This is a genomic window from Amycolatopsis sp. NPDC021455 (genome assembly GCF_040640995.1).
Classification (GTDB): domain Bacteria; phylum Actinomycetota; class Actinomycetes; order Mycobacteriales; family Pseudonocardiaceae; genus Amycolatopsis.
The window spans coordinates 1-23,290 of record NZ_JBFACT010000071.1 but is presented as its reverse complement, the minus strand read 5'-3'; the positions used below and the strand labels follow the sequence as shown (position 1 = coordinate 23,290).

Here is a 23,290-nt window from a genome sequence, read left to right as displayed (position 1 = left end):
AGCCGTTCGGGAGCGCCCGTCGGCGCGTCTCACCGGGTGCTGATGACTACTCTCAGCGTACGTAAGCGGCGAGAGTACCGGCACCACACTGGTACCATCGTTCGGTTACCGTAACCACGTACGTCCCTCGCAGCTGCGTCTGCTCGTGCAGAAGGTCGTGAACATGGCTGTCCCGGTCCGTACCTCGTCCGACCACTTCGGACACTAGCGGAGCGCCGACGTGTCCGCGCCCGCGTCTCCCGTCGTCGCGTCCTGGGAACTCGCCCTTCGGCTGAAACGGCGGCGCGAGCAGCTCGGCGTCGAAGTCAGGACGATCACCGAGAGACTCGGCTTCACCCGCAATTACTGGTCCGCGGTCGAGAACGAGCGCAAGATCTTGTCGCTGGAGAGCCTCACCCGAATCATCGAGCTGTTCGAATTCGACGACGAGGAAAAAGAGGAACTGCTCGCCCTGCGCGCGGCCGCCAAAGAGCGTGGCTGGTGGACGCGGTATTCCGCGCTTTTCGACAATGAGATCCAGCGGCTTTACGGGTTGGAGCAAGGCGCACGAGGAGTCCGGGACTACGAGAACTTACTGGTCCCCGGGCTGCTGCAGGTTCCCGATTACACGAGGGCCATCATGATGCCCGACGTGACCATGCGCCCGGTCGAGGTGGACCAGCGCGTGGAGGCCCGATTGCGCCGCCAGGCCCGTCTCCTCGACGAGAACGACCCATTCACCTTCACGGCACTCCTCAGCGAAGCAACCCTGCGCCAGCAAATCGGCGGCCCGCGCGTGCTGCGGAACCAGCTCAAGCACCTGGCCACCCTGATCGAGCGATATCCGGGAAAACTCGACATCCGGGTGATCCCGTTCACCGCGACGGCGTGCGGACTCTTCGGCGGAGCCACGGTCGTCCTCATCGACTTCGACAATCCGCAGCTGCCCACCGTCGCCTGGCAGGAAACCGTCACGACTTGGGGCATCATCGACGACCCGACGCAGGTCAGAAATCTCACGACCACGTTCGAGGACGCATACCGGCTGGCTCTCAGCACGAGAGCCACCTTGGAAATGATCAAACATCACAGCGAGGAAATCGATTGACCGAGGAAATCATATCCCACGCCCGACGCGTCCTCACCGGGTGGTTCACCAGCAGCTATTCGAACGCCGGAGGCAGTTGCGTCGAAACCAACCTCTCCGCCGATGTGGCTCTGGTCCGGGACAGCAAGGATCGACGTCCCGACTCCCCGATCATCGAGTTCAAGTCGACAGCTTGGAAGTCCTTTATCAACGTCGTGACCTGGAGGGATTACTAACCTCGGACTGACGGGGCGGAAGGATGAGGGTTCGGCCGGAAACCCTCATCCCGGCGCTCACAAACCCTCCGGCCTGCCGCGGCGGCTCACCGAACTCTCGCAGGAAACCATTCCTGTGCGGGCCTGTTGTCATGCCCGAAACCCGAAAAACGATGCACACTCACGCAAAGGATCATCATTTGAAGAAGAAGCACTGTGCTCACCACGCCACGTGCGACCGTGATGACTTCATACAGACCTGCTACTCGTGTGGGGCCACCCTAGTCCGGGACACCACGGACTGCGGACCCGGCTCTCCGTTCATCGAGGTCCGTCCGGCTGCGTGGGCCGCCTTCGAGCACCACCGCAAAGAACAGAAGGCCGAGAACGCCTCCGGGCAACGCTCCTCCAAGCCGTGATCACCCCGTGGGCTGCCGCCACGCTCCTTCTCCCGGTCCCAGCAGGCGAACCCAGCCCCAGGCAGCGGTTTCCTTCTCTTGGACCAGCACCTGCCGGAAGAGGTCCGGCCTGCTGACCGGGCTGTGCCGGATGATCTCGTCGTAGATCCAGGCCGACGCGATCATCGCCAGGTCTCCGCCCGCGCACGCCGCCGCGTCCGAGAGTACCCTCGATCGCAGCAGCCGGAACGTGTGCACGATCGCCGCCCCGGTCGTGCCGTGTACGTCGTAACTCACCTCTCCCGCGTGGAGGGCCGCACGAAGCCGGATCCTTTCCAGCCGGTCGCGGGGTGCGTTGTGGACGGCCAGGGATGCCGTGAGCTCGGCCGGGACCAGCTCACTGAACACCGCCTTCGGGTAGCCCGCCGGCACCAGGATCAGGACGCCGTCGCCGAGGTCGGCGCGGTAGCAGTCGTCCCACGCCACTCCGGCGGCCGACAGCGCCTGCTCGGCCACGCGGTAGAGGCCCGCGCGCGCCGCCAGCCGGTGCATGGTCGTCCGGTCCGGTGCGGAAAATCCCTCGATGGCGAGCGCCAGAATGGTGTGGTGCACCGGATCCGCGACCGGTTCGGCCAGGCCGTCCGGCAACGGGCAGCACAGGCGCTTCCGGATCCATCCGGTCCAGTCCTTCCACCACATCTGACCTCCCTCCGCCGGGCCACTCGTGCCGGGATGATCGTGAACGCCGGTGGTTGACGCTTCGGTTGCCGGGCGCTGGACAAATTCTTGACAGCCGGTTGACCTGCGCTGAACCGGCCTGCTCCGCGGGTTACTGTGCTGGTCGAGAAGTCCTTGCCGGCAGGCCAGGGGTGGACGAGGAAGCCCGATGGAGTTCCGGATCCTCGGGGCTGTCGAGCTGCGGCTCGGCAACCGGGAAGTCGCGCTCGGGCGCGCGAAAGAACGTTCGCTGCTGGGTGTGCTGATGCTCAACCACGGCAAGGTCGTCAGCCTCGGCACCGTCACCGAGGCGCTTTGGGACGACAATCCGCCCGCCCACGCCAAGAAAGACCTTCAGGCCTACGTCAGCCGGCTGCGGGCCGCGTTGCGTGGATACGGCGCCTCCGCTCGAATCGTCACCCAGCGCGGTGGCTACCTGTTCCTGCCCGGGGACGACGAACTCGACTACGCGCGGTTCAAGGCCCTCGTCCGCGAGAGCGGGGACGCGCGGCGGGCCGGGCGGCTGGACGAGGCCGCGGCCGCTTTGCGCGAAGCGATGGACCTGTGGCGCGGGCCCGCGATCGAAGACCTCGACACCGTCTGGATGGAACGCAAGCGCGAGGACCTCGACCGCTACGACCGCGTCGCGGGTTATCAGGCGTTGTGCACCGTCGAGCTCGAACGCGGCCATTTCCGCGAGGTGCTGCAAATCCTCGACGTCGCGATGGTCGAGCACGAATTCGACACCGAATACATCGCGCAGCGGCTGGTCGCGCTCGACGGTCTCGGCCACTACGAGGAATTCGACGCCTACTGGAAACAAGTCTACGACCGCTCCGCCCGGTCGTTCGGCACCGGGCCCGCCCGCGAACTGCAGGAACTGCACCGGCGGCTGTTGCAGTCGCGGGACGCGCTGGCCCCGGCGGACCTGCACCGCACCCAGGCCGCGCTCCGTGCCCTGCCGCCCGCCCAGCTGCCGTCCCGGGTCAGCGAGTTCGTCGATCGCTCCGCGGATCTCGCCCGGCTCGACGAGCTGCTCCTTCGCTCCCGCGTCGGCGGCTCACCGGCGACGTTGATCGTCGCCATCACCGGGCCGGCCGGGGTCGGCAAGACGGAGCTCGGCCTGTGCTGGGCGCACGGCATCCGCGAACAGTTCCCCCACGGCCAGCTGCACGCGGACCTCTCCGGGTACGGCAGCGAACCACCGCGCGATCCGGGCGACGTCCTGGGCGAGTTCCTCGACGCCCTGGGCGTCGCGGCGGCGACGATTCCCGCGAGCCTGAGCGCCCGGACGGCGATGCTGCGCACCCTGCTCGACGACAGCCGGGCGCTGTTCTTCCTCGACAACGCGCGGGACTCCGGGCAGGTCGTGCCCTTGCTGCCGGGCAGCGCCCAGTGCGTCGTCATCGTCACCAGCCGGCACCGGCTGAGCGACCTCGTGACCGGCCACGGCGCCTACCGGCTGGAGGCCGGACGGTTCACCGAGACCGAGGTGGCCCGGCTGCTCGCCGGCCTGCTCCGGGACTCGCCGGTCGCACCACCCGAGCCGGCGACGGTCCTCGCGCTCACCGGCGGCACCCCGCAGGCCGTCCGCACCCTCGCCGAACTCCTCCCCGAAACCGGGGAACTCCCGAGCCCGGCCGAGCTGCTCCTGGCCGGCGAGCTCGCGTCGGGAACGATCCTCACTTCGCTGCTGTGGTCCTGCGACGCGCTCGGCCCCCAGGCCGCCCGGCTGTTCCGGTCGCTCGCGGTCCACGTCGAACCCGGCCTCGGCGTGGAAGCGGTGTGCGCCCTCGACGGGACCGACGACGAGACCACCCGCGGCGCGCTCGCCGAACTGGGCGCCCGCTACCTGGTCTTCAAGGAAGACGGCCGGTTCCGGATGGACGCGCTCACCCGGGCGGCCGGGGAACGCCTGGCACTCGCCCAAGATCCGCCGGCCGACCGCTCGCGCGCGCGAGCACGGCTGCTCGACTGGTACATCGCCCGGGTCGAGGAAGCCGCCGAAGCCTTGGCGCCCACCCGGTGGCGCGTCGCGGATCCGGCCGGTCGCCTGCCGGACCACGACGCGGCCAAGGCGTTCCTCGCCGAGGAGGAAACGTATCTGCCCGCCGCGATCCACCGCGCGGCGAGCAGTGACCTCGACCGGGCGGTGACGCTGCTGCGGCTGCTCCGGCCCCACCTCGATTTCACGGGCCCCGGATGGCGCGAAGCCGCCGAAGCCGTCTTGCTGGCCGCCCGCGCCGCGAACGATCTCGGCGCCGAGGGCCAGGCGCTGACCGCATTGGCGCGGATCCACCGGGCACTCGGCGACCCGGCGGCTGCCGAGGAATCGCTCCAGCTCGCGATCACGATCTTCCGCATCACTGGGGACAACCAGTCGTCCACCGAGGTCCTGCTCCTGCTCGCCGGCCACGCGGAGGACTCCGGTGACCTGGCCTACGCCGAGTCGTGCCTGCGCCAGGCCCTGGAACTCCAGGCCGACCTGGACGAACCCGCCCAGAGCGCGGTGGTGCACGGTGCGCTCGGCGCGCATCTTCGCCGCCGGGAACGGCTCGAGGAGGCGGCGGGGCACCTTTCCGAGGCGAAACTGCTCTACACCGAGCTCGGTGATCACCGGCGCACCGCCGCCATGGCCCTGGAGCTCGGTCTCCTGAACCGCCGGGCCGGCCGGACCCGGGAAGCGATCCGCTTCCTGACCGAGGCGGTCACGCTGCACGACCGCCACCCGGCCGACCACGAGCAGACACTCGCCGCGCTCGTCGAGCTGAGCGAGGCCGGGTGCGACGCCGGCGAGCACGGCGACGTCCTGCTGCACGCCCGGAAGGCACTCGGCATTTCCCGCTCCTCCGCCGACCGCGGCCAGGCCGTCCGCGCGCTGGTGGCCTTGGTCCGTTCCCTCGCGGCCACGGGGCGGCAGGCCGAAGCGTGGAACGAGTCCCGCCAGACCATCGCGCTCATCGCCGAACTCGACGGCCCCGTGCACGAACACGTCCGCGCCCAGTTCGGCCGGCTCGGGCTGTGGCCCGCGGGACCCGGCCCGTGAAACCCGGCTACTCGCGCACGCCGATCGCGTCGATCGGCCGGGCTCGCAGCGCCACCCGCGTCGCCACCCCGATCGCCACCATCCCGAGCAGCGCCGCGCCCGCGATGATTCCGAAGTAGACGGACGGCGGTCCCGCCGGGACGGCGTTACCGCGCAACCCGAAGTTCAGCAGTCCCAACGGAATCAGGGCCACCAGCGTCCCCAGCGCCATGGCGATCCCGACCGTGGTCAGCGCCTCGAGCCGCATCATGTGGGTCACCTGGCGGCGGGTCGTGCCGACCAGGCGCAACAGCGCGAACTCCCGGCTTCGCTGTGCGGTCGTCAACACCAGCGTGTTGGCCACGGAAATCGCCAGGTACCCGACGATGACGCCCGCCGCCACCAGGTTCAGGTAGAACTGCGCCTGCCGCTCGCCGCCTTCCGGGGCGGCCGACGTCGGGGTCGTCAGCACCAGCCCCGGGTAAGGCAGGGCCCGCAACGCCGTCGCCACCGCGGTCGCGTCGGCGCCCGGCTGGCGGCGGATCAGCACCGAGTCGTCCAAGCGGCCGCCGATGTGCTCGCGGGCCAGCGCGACCGGCAGCACGAAGTCGCCGAACGCCAAGTCGTGCGTGTACGTCGCCACCAGCCGCAGCTTCGCGGGCACGCCGTCGCCGAAGTAGAACGAAACCTCGTCGCCGAGCTTCTTGTCCAGCCAGTCCGCTTCCGAACGGCTCAACGCCACGGTGTCGCCGGTCAGGTCGGTGAGCCGCCCCGCGTCGACGCCCAGTTCGAGGGCGCCACCCGCCTGCTCGGCCGCCAGGCCCTGGGCCGGCGTCCGCTGGACCTCGACGCTGTCGCCCAGCTTGCTCGCGGTGATCACGGACGTGCGCACCACCGGCGTCGCCGCCGCCACGCCGGGCACCCGGCGGGCCGCCTCCGCGACCTCAGGGGAGACGCCTCCCGGGCTCGCGAGCACGTAGTCGGCCGTGGTCGACCGCGCTGTCTGCTGCTCGGCGGCCGCCGTGGCGGCCATCGGGCCGTAGAAGGTGGCCAGGGCGAACGCCACCGCGAGCATCAGCGGCGTCACCGCGGCGGCGACGCGCCGGGCGTTGGCGTGGGCGTTCGCACCCGCCAGGTACCCGCTGATCCGCCACACCCGGGCCAGTGCCGGGGCCAGGAACCGCACCACCAGCCCGGTCACCTGCGGGCCCACGACGGCCAGCCCGATGACGACGACCAGCGTCGCCATCGACGAGATCGCGGCCGCGATGTCGCCGCGGAGGAACAGCGGGACCAGCGCGCCGCCGAAGCCGGCGAGCACCAGGCCCCAGCCGGTGAGCAGCCGGCCGCGGCCGAGTTCGCGCCGCTCCACGGCGGCCTCGCCGAGCGCCTCGACCGGCCGGATCGACGACGGCCGCCGCGACGCCGCCCAAGCCGCCAGCCGGGCCGCGCCCAGGCCGAGCAGTACCGCGGCGAGCAGCGGCAGCGGGCTGATCGCCAGCCCGAAGTCGGCCGGGATCACGCCGATCGCGGCGAACGCGTCCCGCAGCCCGGACGCCACCGCCAGGCCCAGCGCGCTGCCCAGCACGCCGGCGACGAGCGCGACCAGCGTCGTCTCGGTACCGATGAGCTTGCGGATCTGCTTCGGGGTCGCCGCGACCGCGCGCAGCAGCGCGAACTCGCGGCGGCGCTGGTTGATCGTCAGGGCCAGGGTGCTCGCCACCACGAACACGGCGACCAGCAACGCGAAGCCGCCGAACGAGCCGGCGATCGCCAGCAGCAGCGTCCGCGTCTGGCTGACGTCGAGGAACTCGACGCTGCTGCGCTCGACGCCGGTGGTGACCTCGGCGCCGTCCGCGACCGCGCGCACCCGCTCGGCCAGGGTTTCCGGCGTCACCCCAGGGTTGGCGAGGACGCCGATCGCGTGCGCCCGGCCGGACTGCCCGGCCAGCTGCGCGGCCCGTTCCGGCGTGAAGAACAACGCCGACTGGCGCGGCACGCTGTCGACGACACCGCTCACCTTGAACGTCGCCGGCACCGACCGGGTCGTGATCCGCACCTGCCCGCCGATGCCGACGTCGGCCCGGCGCGCCAGGTCGGCGTCCAGGACGACCTCGTCGGCGGCCGCGGGCGCGTCGCCGCCACGCAGGGTGAACGGCGCCAGCACGGTCGCGTCCCAGTTGTGGCCGAGCGACTCGCTGCCGCCGAGCAGCTGCCCGTCACGGGCCACGACCTGCGCGGGGAAGCTCTGCTCCGCCACCGCGGCGCGCACTCCGGGCACGGAAGCGATCCGCCCGGCGAGCGCCGCCGGGACCGCAGGCTGCTCGCCGACTTGCTCGAAGGAAAGCGCGTCGGCGCCCGGCGGCCGGACGGACTGGGCGCCGCCGACGACGACGGCCGCGGCGGCGTACCGCTGCGTGGGGACGCCGGCGCGCAGGCCGGACTCCATGAGGACGCCGCACGCCGCCACCAGGGCGGTGCCGCACAGGATCGCGATGAACGCGCCGGCGAACCCGCCGAGCCGCGTCCGGATCGTCTGCCAGGCCAGGGTCAGCACGGTCACCACTCCCCGAGGTGCGTCATCCGCTCCGCCACCCGCTCGGGGGTGGGGTGCGGCAGGTGACCGGCCAGCTTGCCGTCGGCCAGGAACAGGACGCTGTGCGCGGCGGAGGCCGCGACGGGGTCGTGGGTGACCATCAGGACGGTCTGCCCCATCCCCTCGACGACCGCGCGGAGCAGGTCCAGCACCTGCCGCGCGGTGCGCGTGTCGAGGGCACCGGTCGGCTCGTCGGCCAGCACCACCTCGGGCCTGGTGACGAGCGCCCGCGCGATCGCGACGCGCTGCTGCTGCCCGCCGGACAGCTCCGCCGGGCGGTGCTCCAGCCGGTTCGCGATCCCCACGCCGTCGACGACCTGCCGCAGCCATTGCGGGTCCGGCTTGACCCCGGCGAGCCGCATCGGCAGCGTGATGTTCTGCAGCACGTTCAGCGACGGCAGCAGGTTGTAGGCCTGGAAGACGAACCCGATCCGGGTGCGCCGCAGCCGCGTCAGCGCGTTTTCCTTCAGCCCGCCGATTTCGGTGCCGCCGAGCAGCACGCGTCCCGACGTCGGCCGGTCCAGCCCGGCCGCGCAGTGCAGGAAGGTGCTCTTGCCCGAGCCGGACGGGCCCATGACGGCGGTGAACGTCCCCCGCGCGACGCCCGCCGACACGCCGTCCAGCGCGGTGACCGCGCCGTCGCCGGAGCCGTACACCTTCCGCACCCCGGCCAGCTCCAGCGCATACGCGCTCGTTGTGGTCATTTTCGATCCCCTTCGTTCTCTCGTAAGGAAAACTAGGTCGGCGCCGCCGGGGGATCGATCCCGTGGAGAGGTGGATCCGGGGTAGCGCCAGCACCACCACGGTGGTGGGGTGGGACACTGGGGCCGTGACGACCCGCCTGCGCGAGTGCTGGTCGGCGGCTCGCTACCTGGTGGTCGGCGCCGGCACGTCGCTGCTGTCGCTGTTCGCCCTCGCCGGGCTGTTCGCCGTGCTGCTGCTGTGCCCGTTCGGCGTCGGGATCCCCGCGCTGGCGCCCGCGATCCGGCTGGCGCGGTGGCCACTGGGGGCCGACCGCCGTCGCGCCGCCCGCCGGCTCGGTGAGCCGATCCCCGAGCCGTACCGGGACGGCTCCCCGCTGAAGGACCCGGCCACCCGCCGCGACCTCGCCTGGCTCGCGATCCACGCCGCGACCGGGCTGATCATCGGCGCCCTCGCGTTCGGCCTGCCGCTGGGCGCGGTCCAGCAGGTCGTCACCGTCTTCGTCTGGCCGCTCGTCCCCGGCGGGCTCGAAGGCTCGCTGGGGATCGTCGTCGACTCCTGGCCGAAGGCCGCGCTGGACCTGCTGGTCGCGGCGGCCATGGTCGCGGCGACGCTGCAGCTGCCGCGCGTCGCCCGCTGGCAGGCGCGGACCGCGCGGAAGCTGCTCCGGCCCGCCCCGGGCGTCGTCCTGGCCGACCGGGTCGCCGAGCTGACCGCGACGCGGGCCGCGGCGCTGGAGGCGCACGGGGCCGAGCTGCGCCGCATCGAGCGTGACCTGCACGACGGCACGCAGGCCCGGATCGCGGCGGTCGTCCTGCAGCTCGGGGTGGCCGGCCAGCTCTACGACCGCGACCCGGACGCGGCGCGCGAACTGCTGGTCAAGGCGCAGGACACGGCCACGGACGCGCTGGCCGAGCTGCGCACGGTGGTGCGCAGCATCCACCCGCCGCTGCTGAGCGAGCGCGGCCTGGCCGGGGCGGTGCGCGCGCTCGCCGAGCAATGCCCGGTCCCGGCCGCCGTCCACGTCGAATGCGAGACCGGCCGCCCGGCCGCGGTCGAGGCGGCCGCGTACTTCGTCGTCGCGGAGGCGCTGGCCAACGTGACCAAGCACGCCAACGCGTCCACTGTGGACATCACCCTCGGCGGCACGGATTCACTGCTGTACCTGGAGATCCGCGACGACGGCCGCGGCGGCGCCGACGGTTCGCGCGGCAGCGGGCTGGCCGGGATCCGCCGCCGCGCCGAAGCCTTCGACGGGACCCTCACCCTGACCAGCCCACCCGGTGGGCCGACCGTGCTGCGAGTGGAGCTGCCATGCGGGTCGTGATCGCCGAGGACGACGCACTGCTGCGCGAAGGCCTCGCCCTGCTGCTGAAGACGGCGGGCATCGAAGTGGCCGCCGCGGTCGACAACGCGGAGGACTTCCTGACGTTCATCGAGAGCGACCGGCCCGACGCGGTCGTGATGGACGTCCGCATGCCCCCGACCCACCGCGACGAGGGCCTGCGCGCGGCCGTGCGAGCCCGCGAGATCCACCCGGCGCTCCCGGTCCTGGTGCTGTCGGCGCACGTGGAGACGAGCTACGCGGTCGAGCTGCTCGCCGACGGCGTCGGCGGAGTGGGTTACCTGCTGAAGGAACGCGTCGGCAAGGTCGAGCGGTTCCTCGACGCCCTCCGGCGGGTCGCGAAGGGCGGCACGGCGATGGACCCGGAGGTGATCGGCCGGCTGATGGCCCGCCGCCGCACCGCCGACCCGCTGGAGGCGTTGACCTCCCGGGAGCGCGAAGTGCTGGGGCTGATGGCGGAGGGCTACAACAACAGCACGATCGCCGAGCTGCTCGTGGTCAGCGACGGCGCGGTGCTCAAGCACATCCGCAACATCTTCCAGAAGCTCGGGCTGCCGTCCGACGAAGGTTCCGGACACCGCCGGGTGCTGGCGGTCCTGGCGTACCTCGGGCGGGACGCGGGGTAGCGCGGACGGCCCGACCCATGCGCCCCAATGTGGCGTTGGTTGCGTCCAACGCACCCAATGTGGCGTTCGGTGCGTCCAACGCACCCAACGCCACATTGGGGCGTTAGAGAGCCGCGGCGCGCCCGAGCGAGCGCAGGGGACCGTCCATCAAGGACGGAGGCTGCGCAGCATCAGGTCGGCGAAGTGATCGGCCACCTGCTCCCCCGACAGCTCGCCGTCGGCGTGGTACCACATACCCAGCCGGTGGATGGCGCCGAAATGGTAGTTGATGACCAGGTCGGCCGGGACGTCGGCGCGGAACACGCCCGTTCGCTGGCCTTCCGACACCAGGTCCCGCACCCGCTCGTGGTACGTGCGCCGCTCGGCGCGCACCTGGACCTGCTTGGACTTTTCCAGCAGCGGGAACGACTGGAAGAACACGGTCGCCGCGTCGAGGTCGGCGATGCTCGTAACCACCACGTCCGCGATGATCGCGTGCAGCCGTTCCGGCAGCGGGAGGTCCGACTCGGCGATCGTCACCATGCGGCGGGTCTGCATCCGCAGCATGGCCGCGTAGATCTCGAAGAGCAGGTCGTCCTTGGACTCGAAGTAGTGGTACAGCCCGCCTTTGGTCACGCCGGCCTCTTCGACGATTTCGCGGACCGTGGTCGCCTCGAACCCCTTCTCCGCGAACAGGCGCACCGCCGCCCGCACGACCTTCTCCCTGACCGTCATGTCGTCACCCTATTCGAGTGAGCGGGACGGGCCGGGCCCGCCACGAGCCCGGCCCGGTCCTCACTTGCCCTGCGGGTTCACCTGTTCCGGCGTGGCGCGCTCACCGGTGTACGGCGTGATCGCGCCGGTGCCCCGGTCGGTGACGGCCGGCGGCTGGATCACCGTCGTCGTGGTGTCCGGGTTGATCTTGAACACGTACGCGCCGGTGTAACCGGAGTGCGAGTCCTTCGAGAACCCGAACGGCGTCAGCCCCGGCCCCTTGAGGGCGCCCGAGCTCATCGCGTCGACGAGCTTCTGCCGTGTCGGGTCCGGGCCCGCCGCCTTCAGCGCCTGCGCGAACGTGAACGCCTGCACCATCCCGTAGAACAGCGTGTTGGTGAACGGCTCCTTCGGGATGTACTTGTCGTGGATGCCCTTGAAGTAGGCGACCCACGGGTCCGAAGTCAGCGCGACGTCCGGCAGGTAGCCGGTGCCGATCAGGCCGGACAGCAGCTGCGCGCTCGAGACGCTGGCGCCGCCGCGCTTGGCGAAGTCCTGCAACAGCCCGGAAAGCGTCGTCGGGTCGGCGCCGATGCTGCTGACGACGAACTGCGGGTGGTAGCCGATCTTCGCCGCGGACAGGATCGCGAGCGCGGTGAACGCCGGGATGCACTCGCAGACGACGACCTCCGCGCCGGCCGCCTTGAGCGCGGACAGCTGCGGCGTGACGTCGGTGTTGGCCGTGTCATAACCCTGCCGGACGACGGTCTGATCCTTGACGAACTGGTCGAGCCCGGCCTGGGTGTCGCGGCCGACGTCGTCGTTCTGCGTGAAGTAGCCGATCTTCTTGCCCGCGAAGGTGTCCTTGATGTACTTGCCCTGGATCTTGCCCTCGCGGGTGTAGTCCACCTGGTACCCGAAGGTCATCGGCGCCTTCTGCGGGTTGTCCCAGGCCAGCGCGCCCGACGACACCAGCACGTCCGGCACGCCTTCGGAGTTGAGGTAGTCGACCACCTTGGAGTGCGTCGGCGTGCCGAGGCCGCCGACGATCGCGAACACCTTGTCCTGCAGCACGAGCTTCTTGACGACCTCGACGGTCTTCGTCGGGTTGTAGCCGTCGTCCTCGACGCGGTAGTCGATCTTGCGGCCGTTGACCCCGCCGCCGTCGTTGATCGCCTGGTACACCGCGCGGGCGCCGACGGAGATCCGGCTGTACCCGGGCGCGGCCGGGCCGGTGAGCGGCTGGTGGGTACCGATGACGACGGCGTCCTTCGTGACGCCGACGGCCGAGTCTGCGGTCTTCGCGCCACCGCCGTCGCTCTCGCCCGCGCCGCCGCACGCGGTCAGCGTGAGGGCGAGAGCCAGGAAACCCGCGCCGTACCTAGTGGTTCTCATGCTTCTCCTTTGCTCGGCGGATCGAGGTCAGAGAGGTGCGCAGCCACCGAAAGCCGCCCTGGATGCCGCGCGGGAAGACGAGGACGACGACGATGAGGATCACGCCGTACACCGCGAGCGGGAGGTTGTTGGCCACGTCGGTGTTCAGGTGCAGGACGTCGGCCAGGTCCTCGGACCAGGCCTGGAAGTAGACGAGCGCGACCGCGCCCCACAACGCGCCCCACAGCGAGCCCAGGCCGCCCAGCACCACGGCCGCCAGCAGGCTCAGCGACAGCGCGGGCGTGAACGAGCCGGGTGCGGCGGTGCCGAGCAGGAACGCCTGCAGGCCGCCGGCGAGCCCGCCGCAGACCGCGCTGACCAGGAACGCGAGGATTTTCGTGCGCCCGACGGCGATCCCGGCCAGCGCGGCGGCGACCTCGTCGTCGCGGACCGCGCGGAAGTCGCGGCCGAGCCGGCCGCGGACGATGTTGACCACCAGCACCAGCGCGATGAGCACGCTGAGCCAGACGATCCAGGTCTGCCAACGCAGCTCCGGGATGACACCGACCACGATGGACGGTCTGCTGTGGACGGTGAAGCTCAACCCGTTGCTGCCGCCGAGGAAGTCGGGGAACCGGCGGGTGAGCGCGGGCAGGCCGACGGCCAGGGCCAGGGTCGCCCCGGCGAGGTACGGACCGCGCAGCCGGGCCGCGGCGGCGCCCGCCAGCAGCCCGGCGAGCCCGCCGGCGGCCGAGGCCAGCAGCAGGTCGGCCCACAGCGGGAACGACGGCACGCGGCGCACCAGCAACGCGACCGTGTAGGCGCCGATGAACATGAACGCGCCGTGCCCCAGCGACACCTGGCCGGTGAGGCCGGTGAGCAGCGTCAGCCCGGCAACGGCGATCAGGTAGTAGCCGATCGTCGCGATCCGCAGATTGGTGAACTCGTCGGTGACCAGGGTCAGCGCGACGACGACGGCGAGTGCGCCCAGCGCGGCCAGCGCGTGGACCACCACCGGCGGCAGCACCCGGCGTCGCTTCGGCGTTTCCACCGCGGTTTCCGGGAGTTCCGTGCGCACGCTCATACCCGCCTCGCCTTGGCCCGGCCGAACAGCCCGCTCGGCCGCAGCGTCAGCACGACCACCAGGATCGCCAGCGCGGCGATCGTCACCAGCTCCGGTCCCAGGTAGCCGGACACATAGGACAGTCCGACGCCGAGGACGAACCCGCCGGCGATGGTGCCGAGCGGGTTCTCGAGACCGCCGATCACCGCCGCGGTGAGCGCGTAGACGAACACGCCGTCCAGCACGTTCGGGAAGAGGAACGGCGGGGTGGCGAGCAGCCCGGCCAGCGAGCCGACGCCCGCGGCCAGTCCCCAGCCGATGGTGAGCATCAGCCCGACTCGTACGCCGAGTGTGCGCGCCACGTCGGGGGCGAACGCGGCCGCGCGCATCCGCAGGCCCAGCGGCGTGTACTTGAATACCACCAGCACGAACGCGGCGATGGCGAGCACCACCAGCACCACGAACAGGTCGTTGGCGGAGAACCGGCCGCGGAAGTCGAAGGCGTACGGGAACGCCAGCGGCTCGTTGGACCAGATCATGCCCGCGACCGCCTGCAGCACCAGCAGAAGCCCGAGGGTGACGATGATCGAGCTCAGCTCGGAGCGGTGCCGCAACGGCCGGATCAGCAGCCGCTCGGTGGCGACGCCCAGCACCGTCCCGGCGGCGATCGCGACGGCGAAGCCGAGCCAGTAACTGCCGGAGGACTTCGTGACCGAGTACGCGAGGTACGTCGAAATCAGGGCGAGCGCGGGCTGCGCGAAGTTCACCACCCGGGTGGCCCGGTAGATGATGACCAGCGCGAGCCCGAGCGCCGCGTACACCGCGCCGGCCGAGATCCCGCCGAGGGTCAGGTCGAAGAAGTCCTGCATACCGGACCGGTCACCTCCAAGAATCAGAAACCCAGGTAGGCGTGGCGGAGGCCGTCGTCGGCCAGCAGTTCCGCCGCGGTGTCGACCGCCACGACGCGGCCGAGCGCGAGGACGTACCCGCGGTCGGCGATGGACAGCGCGCTGTGTGCGTTCTGCTCGACGAGCACGACGGTGAGCCCGGTCGTGGCCCGCAGGTCCCGCAGGATGCCCATGATCCGGGCGGTGATCAGCGGGGCCAGCCCCAGCGACGGCTCGTCCAGCAGCAGCAGCGCCGGTCGGCTCATCAGGGCGCGGCCGATGGCCAGCATCTGCCGTTCGCCGCCCGACAGCGTCGACGCGGGTTTCGCCGAACGTTCTTCCAGCGGCGGGAAAAGCTCGTACACCTCCTCGCGCGCGGCCGCGCGGTCGGCGCGGTCACGCCGCCACAGCGCGCCCAGCCGGAGGTTCTCGTCGACGGTCAGCTCGGTGATCACGCCGCCGCCCTCGGGCACGTGCGCGATCCCGCCGCGGGCGATGCGGTCCGGCGCCAGGCCGGTCAGTTCCCTGCCGTCCCAGGAGATCCGGCCGCCGCGGGCGGGCTGCAGGCCGCTGATCGTGCGCAGCAGCGTCGTCTTGCCGGCCCCGTTCGCGCCGAGCACGGCGGTGATCCCGCCGCGCTCGACCGTGAGACCGACGCCGTCGAGCGCGCGGACCGCGCCGTAGGCCACGGAAAGGTCGTCGATCTCAAGCACCGGGCGCCTCCTCGGCCGGGTCGCCGAGGTAGGCCTCGGCTACGCGGGGGTCGGCCTGGATCTCGGCCGGGGTGCCCGCCGCGATCACCTCGCCGAAGTTCAGCACCACCACGCGGTCGCAGACCTGCATGACGAGGTCCATGTGGTGTTCGACGAGGACGACCGCCATGTGCCGGCGCAGGGAGAGGATCAACGTCGAGAGCTCGTCGAGCTCGGCCGCCGACAGCCCGCTCGCGGGTTCGTCGAGCAGCAGCAGGTCCGGGCCGGCCACCAGCGCCCGCGCGAGCGCGACGCGTTTCCTCACCCCATAAGGGAGAACGCCGGGAAGCCGGTCGGCGAGATCGGCGATCCCGAGCTCCCCGAGGGTTTCGCGGGCGCGGGCGGCCAACGCGGCTTCGTCGCGTGCCGAACGTCCGGCGCCGGCCAGGGCGGGCAGCACGCCGGTCCGGGCGTGCCGGCCCGCCCCGGCCAGCACGTTCTCGAGCACGGTCAGCCCCGGGAACAGGCCGAGGCCCTGGAGAGTCCGGACGATCCCGAGCCGGGCGAGGTGTTCGGTGCGGTGCCGCACGAGGGGCTGTCCCCGCCACAGCACGCGGCCGGCCTGCGGCCGCACGAACCCGCAGACGACGTTGAACAGCGTCGTCTTGCCGGCGCCGTTGGGTCCGATGACACCGACGACGGTGCCGGCGTCGACGCTCAGCCGGACGTCGTGCAACGCGGTGAGGCCACCGAAGCGCACCGTGAGGCCGTCGACCACGAGCAAGTCCTCGCCGGGGAGCGTCATCGATGACTCCTGTCTCAACAGGTGGACCCGTACCGCACGGTCGGTATGAAGAGGGTGGGCTGTGACGGCGGTCATGTCAAGGGTGCGAACCGCCGAAACCGGACGCGACAAAAAGGGCGGGTGCGCGTTCGCGCACCCGCCCTTCGCGGTCCGTCCTCCGCTCAGCCGGTCCCGGTCTGCGGGGCGATCATCGAGGAGGCGTCGATCTTGGTCTGGACGACGCCCAGCTGCTGCAGCAGGTCCGGCACCCGCTGGATGCGGCGGGCGTCCAGGGTGGACCCGAAGGCCGGCATCACCATCAGGCTCGCGATGTCCTGGTCGACCCGGGCGTTGCGGACGACCAGCGGCTCGATCCGGGCCCGGTCCACCGCGGCACGGGTGGCGTTGAGCATCGCGCGCTGGAAGGCCCGCACCGTCTTCGGGTGCTCCTGGACCCACTTGGCGGTGGCGCCGTAGCCGGTGAGGGGGAACGCCTGCGTACTGCCGCTCGCCGCGTCGACCACGGGGTACGCCCCGGTGGCCTTGGCGGCCTGGGTGAGGAACGGCTCCGGCTGGTAAGCCGCGTCGACCCGGCCCTGCGCCAGCGCGACGCCCATCTCGGGCAGCGGCATCGGGACCCACTGCACCTTGTCGACGTCGACGCCGTGGTCGCGCATGACCGACCGGGTCAGCACGTCCGAAGCCGCGTTCTTCGAGCTGATGGCGATCCGCTTGCCGCCCAGGTCGTTGACGGTCTTCACCGGCGAGTTCGGCACGGTGACGATCTCGTTGCTGCGCGGGCTCGCCGACGTGCCGTCGCTGACCAGCTTCACGTCCGTCCCGCTGTTCTTCGCGAGGAAGAACAGGGTGTAGGTGGACAGCGCGAGGTCGTCCTGGCCGTTCGTCATCCGGTTCAGCGTCTCCTGGCCGCTGGCGCCGACGTCGGTCTGCACCTCGAGGCCTTCGGCCTTGAAGTACCCGCCTTCCTGCGCCAGCCACAGGGGCGCGAGGTCGACGGTGGTGAGGATCGCGACGCGGATCGACGGCTTTTCGACGTCACCGGCGGCCTGGGACCGGCCCGGCTGACTGCACGCGCTGAGCAGAGCGGCGACGACGAGAGCGAGCGCGGCGAGCCGGCGGGGCGAGGCGCGATGGGGCATAGCTCTCCTGGAGAAAGAATCTTTTCGATCACGAAGTCCGGCTCGTCGAGCCGTGATTCGCCGGACTGTAGATGACGATTTCCGGGTCCGCAAATACGTTGCCGAGAAATACGTCGCAGCATGTTCACCAAGGAAACAAACCCACCGGAATGTACCGGTTCTCGGTGATCTAGCCACCGCAGGTGGTCGCGCTCCCAGCTGCCGCAACAGAGCGGAATCGCGCCGCGACCCGCTGAATGCAGCCTCCGGCGACACGGGGACCCCGCCACCTCCTGCCAGGAGTGGAAATGCGGTGGTGAAAATGAACTTTTACCCCCTCCGCCAATTCTTGAAATTGACGAACGGACCGCTCCGGATTCGACCCGTGCGGCCCCGCGGCGGCAAATGAATACACGAGGTCGCCGCCATCGTCATCAGAAAGCTCCGAACGGACGAAGCCCGGCTGGGCCGATCAGCCCAGCCGGGCGAAAGCCCCGCACAGAGCGGAGATCCTCGCCGCGCACGGCGCATCCGGGCCGCGAAACAACGGGACTCGTCAAGGCGCTTTCCGGCGTCGTCCGGGCTCCGGCCGCCAAGGAGAACGATTTCCCGCGGATCCTCGGGGAAAGCTGGTGGGATGTTCGGCAGGAGGTTTGCCGGCGAGACGAAACACCGGTTGCCCCCCGCCGTTCGCCGAACCGGGCAACTCAGCCGGATCAGTTCCCGACGGGTGTCGCGAAGCGGCGAAGGCCCGGCGTGGCCGCGGCGACCAGGACCACCGCGACGACGCACAACAGTCCGCCGCTCACGAGGGCGAACGCGCCGGAGGTGGCGGTCGCGACGAGGCCGGCCCGGAAGTTGCCGAGGTCCGGGCCCGCCTGCCCGACGATCTGCTCGGCCGCGGCGACCCGGCCGAGCAGGGCGTCGGGGGTGGCGAGCTGGACGAGCGCGCCGCGGGAAACCACCGAGACCGTGTCTGCGGCACCCGCGAGGACGAGACAGGCCAGGCCGAGCCAGGGATCCGGCGCCAGCCCGAACCCGATGAGCGCGGCACCCCAGGCGGACGAGCCCGCGAGCATCACCCGGCCCGGCCGGGGCAGCCGGGTGAACGCCCCGGAGAACACCGACGCGGCCACGCCGCCGACCGCGATCGCCGAGAGGAACAGGCCGAGCGTGCGGGGGTCACCGGCGAAGCGCTCGTCGTTGACCAGCGGGAAGAGGCTGATCGGCATGGACAGCACGGTCGCGGCGAGGTCGGTGAGCAGCGCGCCGCGCACGACGGGCGTCCGCACGAGGAACGAGAGCCCGTCGAGGACGCCGCGCAGCCCGGGCCGCGACGGTTCACCGCCGGGCCGCAGGGACGGGAGCCCGACGATGCCGTGGAACGCCATGCCGAAGGTGAGCGCGTCGACGAGGTAGCAACCGCCGACGCCGAGCCACCCGAGGACGAGCCCGCCGAGCGCCGGGCCGAGCAGCATCGCGCCCTGGAAGGCGATCCGGTTGAGCGCGAGCCCGGCGGCGAGCTGCTCGGGTGGCAGCAACCGCCCGACGAAGGTCCGCGCGACCGGCCCGCCACCGGCGACGAAGCAGGACTGGACGGCCACCAGGCCCAGGACCACCACGACCGGCACGTCGCCGAGAAACCCCTGCACGGCGAGGAGCGCGGAGCAGACGGCTTGGCCGGTGGTGGTGACGAGGGCGAACTTCCGCCGGTCGACGCGGTCCACGAGCGTCCCGGCGAACAGCCCGAACACGACCACGGGCAGGGCCTGGGCGAGCCCGACGGCACCGGTCCACACGCTGCTCCGGGTCTGCTCCCAGACCTGGAACATCACGGCGACGAGGGTCATCTGGGCGCCGAAGCCGGAGAAGACCCGGCCCAGCCAGAGCCGCCGGAACGGCGGCGAGGTGCGAAGCGGAGCGAGGTCGACGAGAGTTCGCGTCAGGGGCATGACCGGATCACGCGCCAACTATAACAGCGCTTATATATCCGGGAGGCCGCCCTCGGATGGAGCTTTCCCGTGAAAGCTCGCTACCTCGGCGACTCGGCGACCTTCGTCCCGGGCCTCTCCGGTGCCTGCCCCCGCCCGGCCATGGCGGAGATCAGGTAGGCCGACCGCAGGACGGCGTCGCGCAGCAGGGCGGCGCTGTCCTGCGCCCGCGCCGGGGCGAGCACGAACCCGGCCCCCGTGTGCTCACCCCAGCCGGTCATCACCTGCGGGTCGCCGAACCCGCGGATCGGGCACGGCAGCGGCGGCGCCACCGGCACGTGCGCGTCGCTCATCAGCAGGCTCACGTCGGCGCGTTCCGCCTGCTCGGGCACCGCCCGCGCGACCCGGGCGGGCGGTGCCTGGTGCGCCACGACGAGTGCCCGCGGGACCCCCAGTCCCGCGGCCACCCGCCGCTGCGCCAGCCGGTACGCGACGAGCGCGCCGAGCCCGGCTCCGAACAGGACGTGCGGGCGGGCGAGCACGTCCACCAGTTCCGCGGACAGGGCCTCCACCAGCAGCCACATGTCCCGGTACGGGTGTTCGTCACGGCGCTCGCCGCGGCCCGGCAGCTCGACGACCTGCACGGAGATCCGCGGATCGCGCCAGGCCCGGTAGTGGCCCGCGGCTTCGCCCGCGTCGGGGAAACAGACGAACAACAAGCGCTCCTCGCCGTCTCGGTCCACCCGTGGCCTCCTTTCCCGCGTGTCCGGAGATAGGGTCGGCCACGGCACTTCCGTTTCGCTTCGGTCCGTCTTCCGGGGGGTATCACGTGCGCTACCGCCTGCTCGGACCCGTCACGGTCCTCGGCGACCCGGGCCCGGTCCGTCCCGGCGGCCAGAAGCAGACGTCCGTGCTGGCCGCGCTCCTGCTGAACCCGAACCGCGTGGTCAGCGAAGACCGGCTCATCGACCTGACCTGGGGCGAGAACGCGCCGCCGAGCGTCCGCGGGCGGCTGCAGGTACACATCTCCGAACTGCGGAAGCTCCTCGGCCGCGACGTCATCGTGCGGCGCGCGCCGGGCTACGTCATCGAGGTCGCGCCCGGCGACCGGGACCTCGACGTGTTCGACGACGAGGTCGCCCAGGCCAGGGCCACCGCGGGGCCGGCCGCCGTCGCGCACCTGCGGGCCGCGCTGGCGCTGTGGGACGGCACCCCGCTCGGCGGGGCGAGCGAAGAGCTGACCGAGCGCGAAGGCCCGGCGCTCGCCGAACGCCGTCTCGTCGTGCTGGAGGAGCTGTACGAGCAGGAGCTGGCTTCGGGACGGCACGGCGAAGTGGTCGGCGAGCTGCGGCAGCTCGTCGAGGAGTACCCGTTCCGCGAACGGCTCCGGGCCGCCCTGATGCTCGCGCTGCACCGCTGCGGCCGCAGCCGGGAAGCGCTGGAGACGTACACGCGGGCGCACGACCTGCTGGTGGACGAGCTGGGCATCGAACCCGGCCAGGCCCTGCAGGACCTGCGGATGCGGATCCTGCGCGGCGAAGGCGAACCGGCCGCGGTCCCGGTCGCGCCGCCGCGGCCGGCCGAACTGCCGCTGGACGTCCGCGGGTTCGCCGGCCGGGCGCCGGAGCTGGCCGCGCTCGACGAGCCCGGCGACGTCTGGGTGATCACGGGCACCGCCGGCGTCGGCAAGACCGCGCTGGCCGTGCACTGGGCCCACACCGCGCGGGAGCGCTACCCCGACGGCCAGCTGTACGTGAACCTGCGCGGCTTCGACGCCGACGACGAGCCCCTCACGCCCGCCGCCGCGCTCGCGCAGCTGCTGCGGACCCTCGGCGTCGACCTGCGGGACGTGCCGCCGGGCGTCGACGACCAGAGCAAGCTCTACCGGTCGCTGCTCGCCGACCGGCAGGCCCTCGTCGTGCTGGACAACGCCCGCGACACGGCCCAGGTGCTGCCGCTGCTGCCGTCGTCCGGCCGGGTGCTGGTGACCAGCCGCCACCGGCTCGACGAGCTCGTCGCCCGCACCGGCGCGCGGCTGCTGAGCCTGGCGCAGCTGCGCGAGGAGGACTCCCGGGAGCTGCTGACCGCCCTGCTCGGCGACCGGACGGCCGCCGAGCCGGCAGCCTCGGCCGAGCTGGCCCGCCTGTGCGGCCACCACCCGCTCGCCCTGCGGATCGCCGCGGCGAACACCGGGGTCGCCAGCATCGGGGAGCTCGTCGACGAGCTGCGCGGCGACCCCCTCGCCCACCTCGGCTTCGACGGGGAAAGCGCGGTCGCCAAGGCGTTTTCGGTGTCGTACCAGGCGCTGCCGCCGGTGCTGCGGCACGCGTTCCGGCTGCTGGCGCTGGTGCCGGGCGCCGACTTCACGGCGGTGGCGGCATCGGCCCTGCTGGCGGTGCCGGCCGAGGAGGCGACCCGGCGGCTGCGCGGGCTGATCGCGGCGAACCTCCTCGATGCGCACGCGCCCCGCCGCTACCGGTTCCACGACCTCGCCCGGCGCTACGCCGAGCAGTGCGTCCTCGCGGAGGAGGACGAGACCGAGCGCGAAGCGGCGTGGGCGCGGCTCTTCACCGGCTACTGCGCGGCGGCGGACGCGGCGGTCGCCCAGCTCGGCGCGCGGATCGTGGCGCTCCCCCGCGAAGACGCGCCGCCGGCACCGAGCCCGATCGTCTTCGGCGACGCCGCCGAAGCCGTGGCCTGGCTGGACGTCGAGGTGCCGAACCTGTCGGCCGCGCTGCGCCAGGCCGCGACGCGCGGGCCGTTCCCCGGCGCGTGGTATCTCGCCGACGCGTTGCGGCGGTTCTTCCACGACCACGGCCGTCGCGCGGAGTGGCTCGAGCTGGCCCCGATCGTGCTGCGCGCGGCGCAGGAGCGCGGCGCGCAGCCCGCCGAAGCGCTGGTGCACCTGTCCATCGGCGGCGCGTACTTCCGCGAAGGCCAGCACGAAGCGGGCATCCGGCACTCGGAGAAGGCGGTGCTGGCCAGCCGGGCGTGCGGCTGGCGGCAGTGCGAGGCGACGGCGGTCGCGAACCTCGGGGCGATGCTGGAGTGGACGGGCAGGCTCGCGGAGGCGGTCGAACACAGCCGGCGCGCGATCCAGCTGTTCCGCGAGCTGGCCAACCGCTCGGGCGAGGCACTCGCGCTGAACTCGCTGAGCTGCCACTACCGGCAGCTGGGCCGGCTGGAGCAGGCCGAAGACTGCCTGGTGGAGGCGATCGCGCTGGCCCGCAAGGAGGACCTGGCGTTCTGGGAGGCCGCGAACCTCGCGGATCTGGGCTGGGTGCTGCTCGCCACCGGACGGCAGGCGGAAGCGGGAGACGTCCTCGACGAGGCGTTGCGGGCCTTCCGCGACCTGGGGTCCAGCTTCGGCGAGGCCACCGCGCTGAACGCGGTGAGCGCGCTGCAGGTCGCCAGAGGCGAGCACGACTCGGCGGTGGCGACGGCGGAGGCGGCCCTGGAGTGCGTCCGCCGCGACGGCGACCGGCAGGTGGAGGCGGCCGTGCTGATCGCGCTGGGCCGGGCCTACGAGGGTCACGGTGACCTGGGAGCGGCGGAGCGCGTGCTGCGCGAGGCCAGGGAACTGACCGCGGAGTCGGGCCTGCGGGGCCTGCTGGCGGAGGCGTCGGCGACACTCGCGCGGGTACTGGCGGCCGACGGCCGAGCGGCCGAAGCGGGCGAGCACGCGCGGACGGCGCTGGACGCGGCCCGCGCGGGCGGGTTCCGCGTGCTGGAGGCGGCGGCCCTGCTGGGCCTGGCGGCGGTGGAGGCGGCGGCGGGCCGCTCGATGCTCGCGGACGGCACGGCCCGCGAGGCCCGCGCCCGCTACCACGCGGTCGGGCACGTCACCGGCGAAGCGTTCGCCGAGCGCTTCCTGGCCGGCCTGGCCGACCGCGCCACGGGCTGAACCAAGCGCCCCAATGTGGCGGGGGGGGGGGGGGGGGGGGCCCCCCCCCCCCCCGGGGGGGGGGGGGGGGGCCCCCCCCCCCCCGGGGGGCGAGCCGCCCCGCCGGGTGGGGGGACCGCCCGGGGGGGGCCCG

Annotated in this window: 18 protein-coding genes; 6 read left to right on the top strand and 12 right to left on the bottom strand. The window is 72.2% G+C overall.

Translation table 11 applies throughout. From position 1 onward, the window contains the following. Window positions 1-220 precede the first annotated feature (220 nt). Entirely contained in the window at window positions 221-1,087 is an 867-nt protein-coding gene (locus AB0G28_RS41465) for a Scr1 family TA system antitoxin-like transcriptional regulator (RefSeq protein ID WP_361102847.1), read from the top strand. Further along, entirely contained in the window at window positions 1,084-1,302 is a 219-nt protein-coding gene (locus tag AB0G28_RS41460; RefSeq protein ID WP_361102845.1) for a DUF397 domain-containing protein, read from the top strand. The genes AB0G28_RS41465 and AB0G28_RS41460 overlap by 4 nt, the downstream gene beginning before the upstream one ends. A gap of 398 nt (window positions 1,303-1,700) precedes the next feature. On the opposite strand, the gene AB0G28_RS41455 is transcribed toward AB0G28_RS41460, so the two are convergent. After that, window positions 1,701-2,378 carry a hypothetical protein gene (locus AB0G28_RS41455; protein WP_361102843.1) on the bottom strand — a complete coding sequence of 226 codons (678 nt, stop codon included), beginning with the start codon at window positions 2,376-2,378 and terminating at the stop codon, window positions 1,701-1,703. Window positions 2,379-2,565: 187 nt separating this feature from the next. Here AB0G28_RS41455 and AB0G28_RS41450 point away from each other — a divergent pair, with 187 nt between their 5' ends. Then, on the top strand, window positions 2,566-5,442 hold the full coding sequence (locus AB0G28_RS41450) for a BTAD domain-containing putative transcriptional regulator (protein WP_361102841.1): 2,877 nt from the start codon (window positions 2,566-2,568) through the stop codon (window positions 5,440-5,442). Between the two features lie 7 nt (window positions 5,443-5,449). Here the strand turns inward: AB0G28_RS41450 and AB0G28_RS41445 are convergent, their stop codons facing one another. Further along, window positions 5,450-7,987, bottom strand: a complete 2,538-nt coding sequence (locus tag AB0G28_RS41445; RefSeq protein ID WP_361102839.1) for an ABC transporter permease — start codon at window positions 7,985-7,987, stop codon at window positions 5,450-5,452. Next, window positions 7,981-8,721 (bottom strand): ABC transporter ATP-binding protein, encoded by a 741-nt coding sequence (locus AB0G28_RS41440; protein WP_361102837.1) that lies wholly within the window; start codon window positions 8,719-8,721, stop codon window positions 7,981-7,983. Before AB0G28_RS41440 ends, AB0G28_RS41445 begins: the two co-directional genes overlap by 7 nt. A gap of 125 nt (window positions 8,722-8,846) precedes the next feature. Between AB0G28_RS41440 and AB0G28_RS41435 the strand changes: the two genes are divergently transcribed. Both AB0G28_RS41435 and AB0G28_RS41430 read left to right on the top strand, forming a co-directional pair. Further along, a complete protein-coding gene (locus AB0G28_RS41435; protein WP_361102835.1) occupies window positions 8,847-10,046 on the top strand; it encodes a sensor histidine kinase in 1,200 nt (399 codons plus the stop codon). Continuing rightward, window positions 10,034-10,690, top strand: a complete 657-nt coding sequence (locus AB0G28_RS41430; protein WP_361102833.1) for a response regulator transcription factor — start codon at window positions 10,034-10,036, stop codon at window positions 10,688-10,690. Before AB0G28_RS41435 ends, AB0G28_RS41430 begins: the two co-directional genes overlap by 13 nt. A gap of 147 nt (window positions 10,691-10,837) precedes the next feature. On the opposite strand, the gene AB0G28_RS41425 is transcribed toward AB0G28_RS41430, so the two are convergent. The 9 genes from AB0G28_RS41425 to AB0G28_RS41385 form a co-directional block, all read right to left on the bottom strand. After that, window positions 10,838-11,404 carry a TetR/AcrR family transcriptional regulator gene (locus AB0G28_RS41425; RefSeq protein ID WP_361102831.1) on the bottom strand — a complete coding sequence of 189 codons (567 nt, stop codon included), beginning with the start codon at window positions 11,402-11,404 and terminating at the stop codon, window positions 10,838-10,840. Between the two features lie 60 nt (window positions 11,405-11,464). Beyond that, entirely contained in the window at window positions 11,465-12,778 is a 1,314-nt protein-coding gene (locus AB0G28_RS41420; RefSeq protein ID WP_361102829.1) for an ABC transporter substrate-binding protein, read from the bottom strand. Beyond that, on the bottom strand, window positions 12,765-13,841 hold the full coding sequence (locus tag AB0G28_RS41415) for a branched-chain amino acid ABC transporter permease (RefSeq protein WP_361102827.1): 1,077 nt from the start codon (window positions 13,839-13,841) through the stop codon (window positions 12,765-12,767). The genes AB0G28_RS41420 and AB0G28_RS41415 overlap by 14 nt, the downstream gene beginning before the upstream one ends. After that, window positions 13,838-14,689, bottom strand: a complete 852-nt coding sequence (locus tag AB0G28_RS41410) for a branched-chain amino acid ABC transporter permease (RefSeq protein WP_361102825.1) — start codon at window positions 14,687-14,689, stop codon at window positions 13,838-13,840. Before AB0G28_RS41410 ends, AB0G28_RS41415 begins: the two co-directional genes overlap by 4 nt. Window positions 14,690-14,712: 23 nt before the next feature. Next, a complete protein-coding gene (locus AB0G28_RS41405; RefSeq protein ID WP_361102823.1) occupies window positions 14,713-15,420 on the bottom strand; it encodes an ABC transporter ATP-binding protein in 708 nt (235 codons plus the stop codon). Beyond that, complete coding sequence (locus AB0G28_RS41400; RefSeq protein WP_361102821.1) at window positions 15,413-16,204, bottom strand: ABC transporter ATP-binding protein; 792 nt, start codon at window positions 16,202-16,204, stop codon at window positions 15,413-15,415. The genes AB0G28_RS41405 and AB0G28_RS41400 overlap by 8 nt, the downstream gene beginning before the upstream one ends. A 161-nt stretch (window positions 16,205-16,365) precedes the next feature. Then, entirely contained in the window at window positions 16,366-17,343 is a 978-nt protein-coding gene (locus tag AB0G28_RS41395) for an ABC transporter substrate-binding protein (protein WP_361102819.1), read from the bottom strand. A gap of 695 nt (window positions 17,344-18,038) precedes the next feature. After that, complete coding sequence (locus AB0G28_RS41390) at window positions 18,039-19,274, bottom strand: MFS transporter (RefSeq protein WP_361102817.1); 1,236 nt, start codon at window positions 19,272-19,274, stop codon at window positions 18,039-18,041. A gap of 80 nt (window positions 19,275-19,354) precedes the next feature. After that, window positions 19,355-19,996, bottom strand: coding sequence for a thioesterase domain-containing protein (locus tag AB0G28_RS41385; RefSeq protein WP_361102815.1), 642 nt, complete (start codon window positions 19,994-19,996; stop codon window positions 19,355-19,357). Between the two features lie 86 nt (window positions 19,997-20,082). Here AB0G28_RS41385 and AB0G28_RS41380 point away from each other — a divergent pair, with 86 nt between their 5' ends. Continuing rightward, complete coding sequence (locus AB0G28_RS41380) at window positions 20,083-23,157, top strand: BTAD domain-containing putative transcriptional regulator (RefSeq protein ID WP_361102813.1); 3,075 nt, start codon at window positions 20,083-20,085, stop codon at window positions 23,155-23,157. Window positions 23,158-23,290 lie beyond the last annotated feature (133 nt).

Excerpts from the sequence above, each read along its gene's own strand:
- AB0G28_RS41440 (WP_361102837.1), bottom strand. The coding sequence starts at position 8,721 with ATGACCACAACGAGCGCGTATGCGCTGGAGCTGGCCGGGGTGCGGAAG.
- AB0G28_RS41450 (WP_361102841.1), top strand. The coding sequence starts at position 2,566 with ATGGAGTTCCGGATCCTCGGGGCTGTCGAGCTGCGGCTCGGCAACCGG.
- AB0G28_RS41390 (WP_361102817.1), bottom strand. The coding sequence starts at position 19,274 with ATGCCCCTGACGCGAACTCTCGTCGACCTCGCTCCGCTTCGCACCTCG.
- AB0G28_RS41455 (WP_361102843.1), bottom strand. The coding sequence starts at position 2,378 with ATGTGGTGGAAGGACTGGACCGGATGGATCCGGAAGCGCCTGTGCTGC.
- AB0G28_RS41395 (WP_361102819.1), bottom strand. The coding sequence starts at position 17,343 with ATGCCCCATCGCGCCTCGCCCCGCCGGCTCGCCGCGCTCGCTCTCGTC.
- AB0G28_RS41400 (WP_361102821.1), bottom strand. The coding sequence starts at position 16,204 with ATGACGCTCCCCGGCGAGGACTTGCTCGTGGTCGACGGCCTCACGGTG.
- AB0G28_RS41420 (WP_361102829.1), bottom strand. The coding sequence starts at position 12,778 with ATGAGAACCACTAGGTACGGCGCGGGTTTCCTGGCTCTCGCCCTCACG.
- AB0G28_RS41430 (WP_361102833.1), top strand. The coding sequence starts at position 10,034 with ATGCGGGTCGTGATCGCCGAGGACGACGCACTGCTGCGCGAAGGCCTC.
- AB0G28_RS41415 (WP_361102827.1), bottom strand. The coding sequence starts at position 13,841 with ATGAGCGTGCGCACGGAACTCCCGGAAACCGCGGTGGAAACGCCGAAG.
- AB0G28_RS41410 (WP_361102825.1), bottom strand. The coding sequence starts at position 14,689 with ATGCAGGACTTCTTCGACCTGACCCTCGGCGGGATCTCGGCCGGCGCG.
- AB0G28_RS41425 (WP_361102831.1), bottom strand. The coding sequence starts at position 11,404 with ATGACGGTCAGGGAGAAGGTCGTGCGGGCGGCGGTGCGCCTGTTCGCG.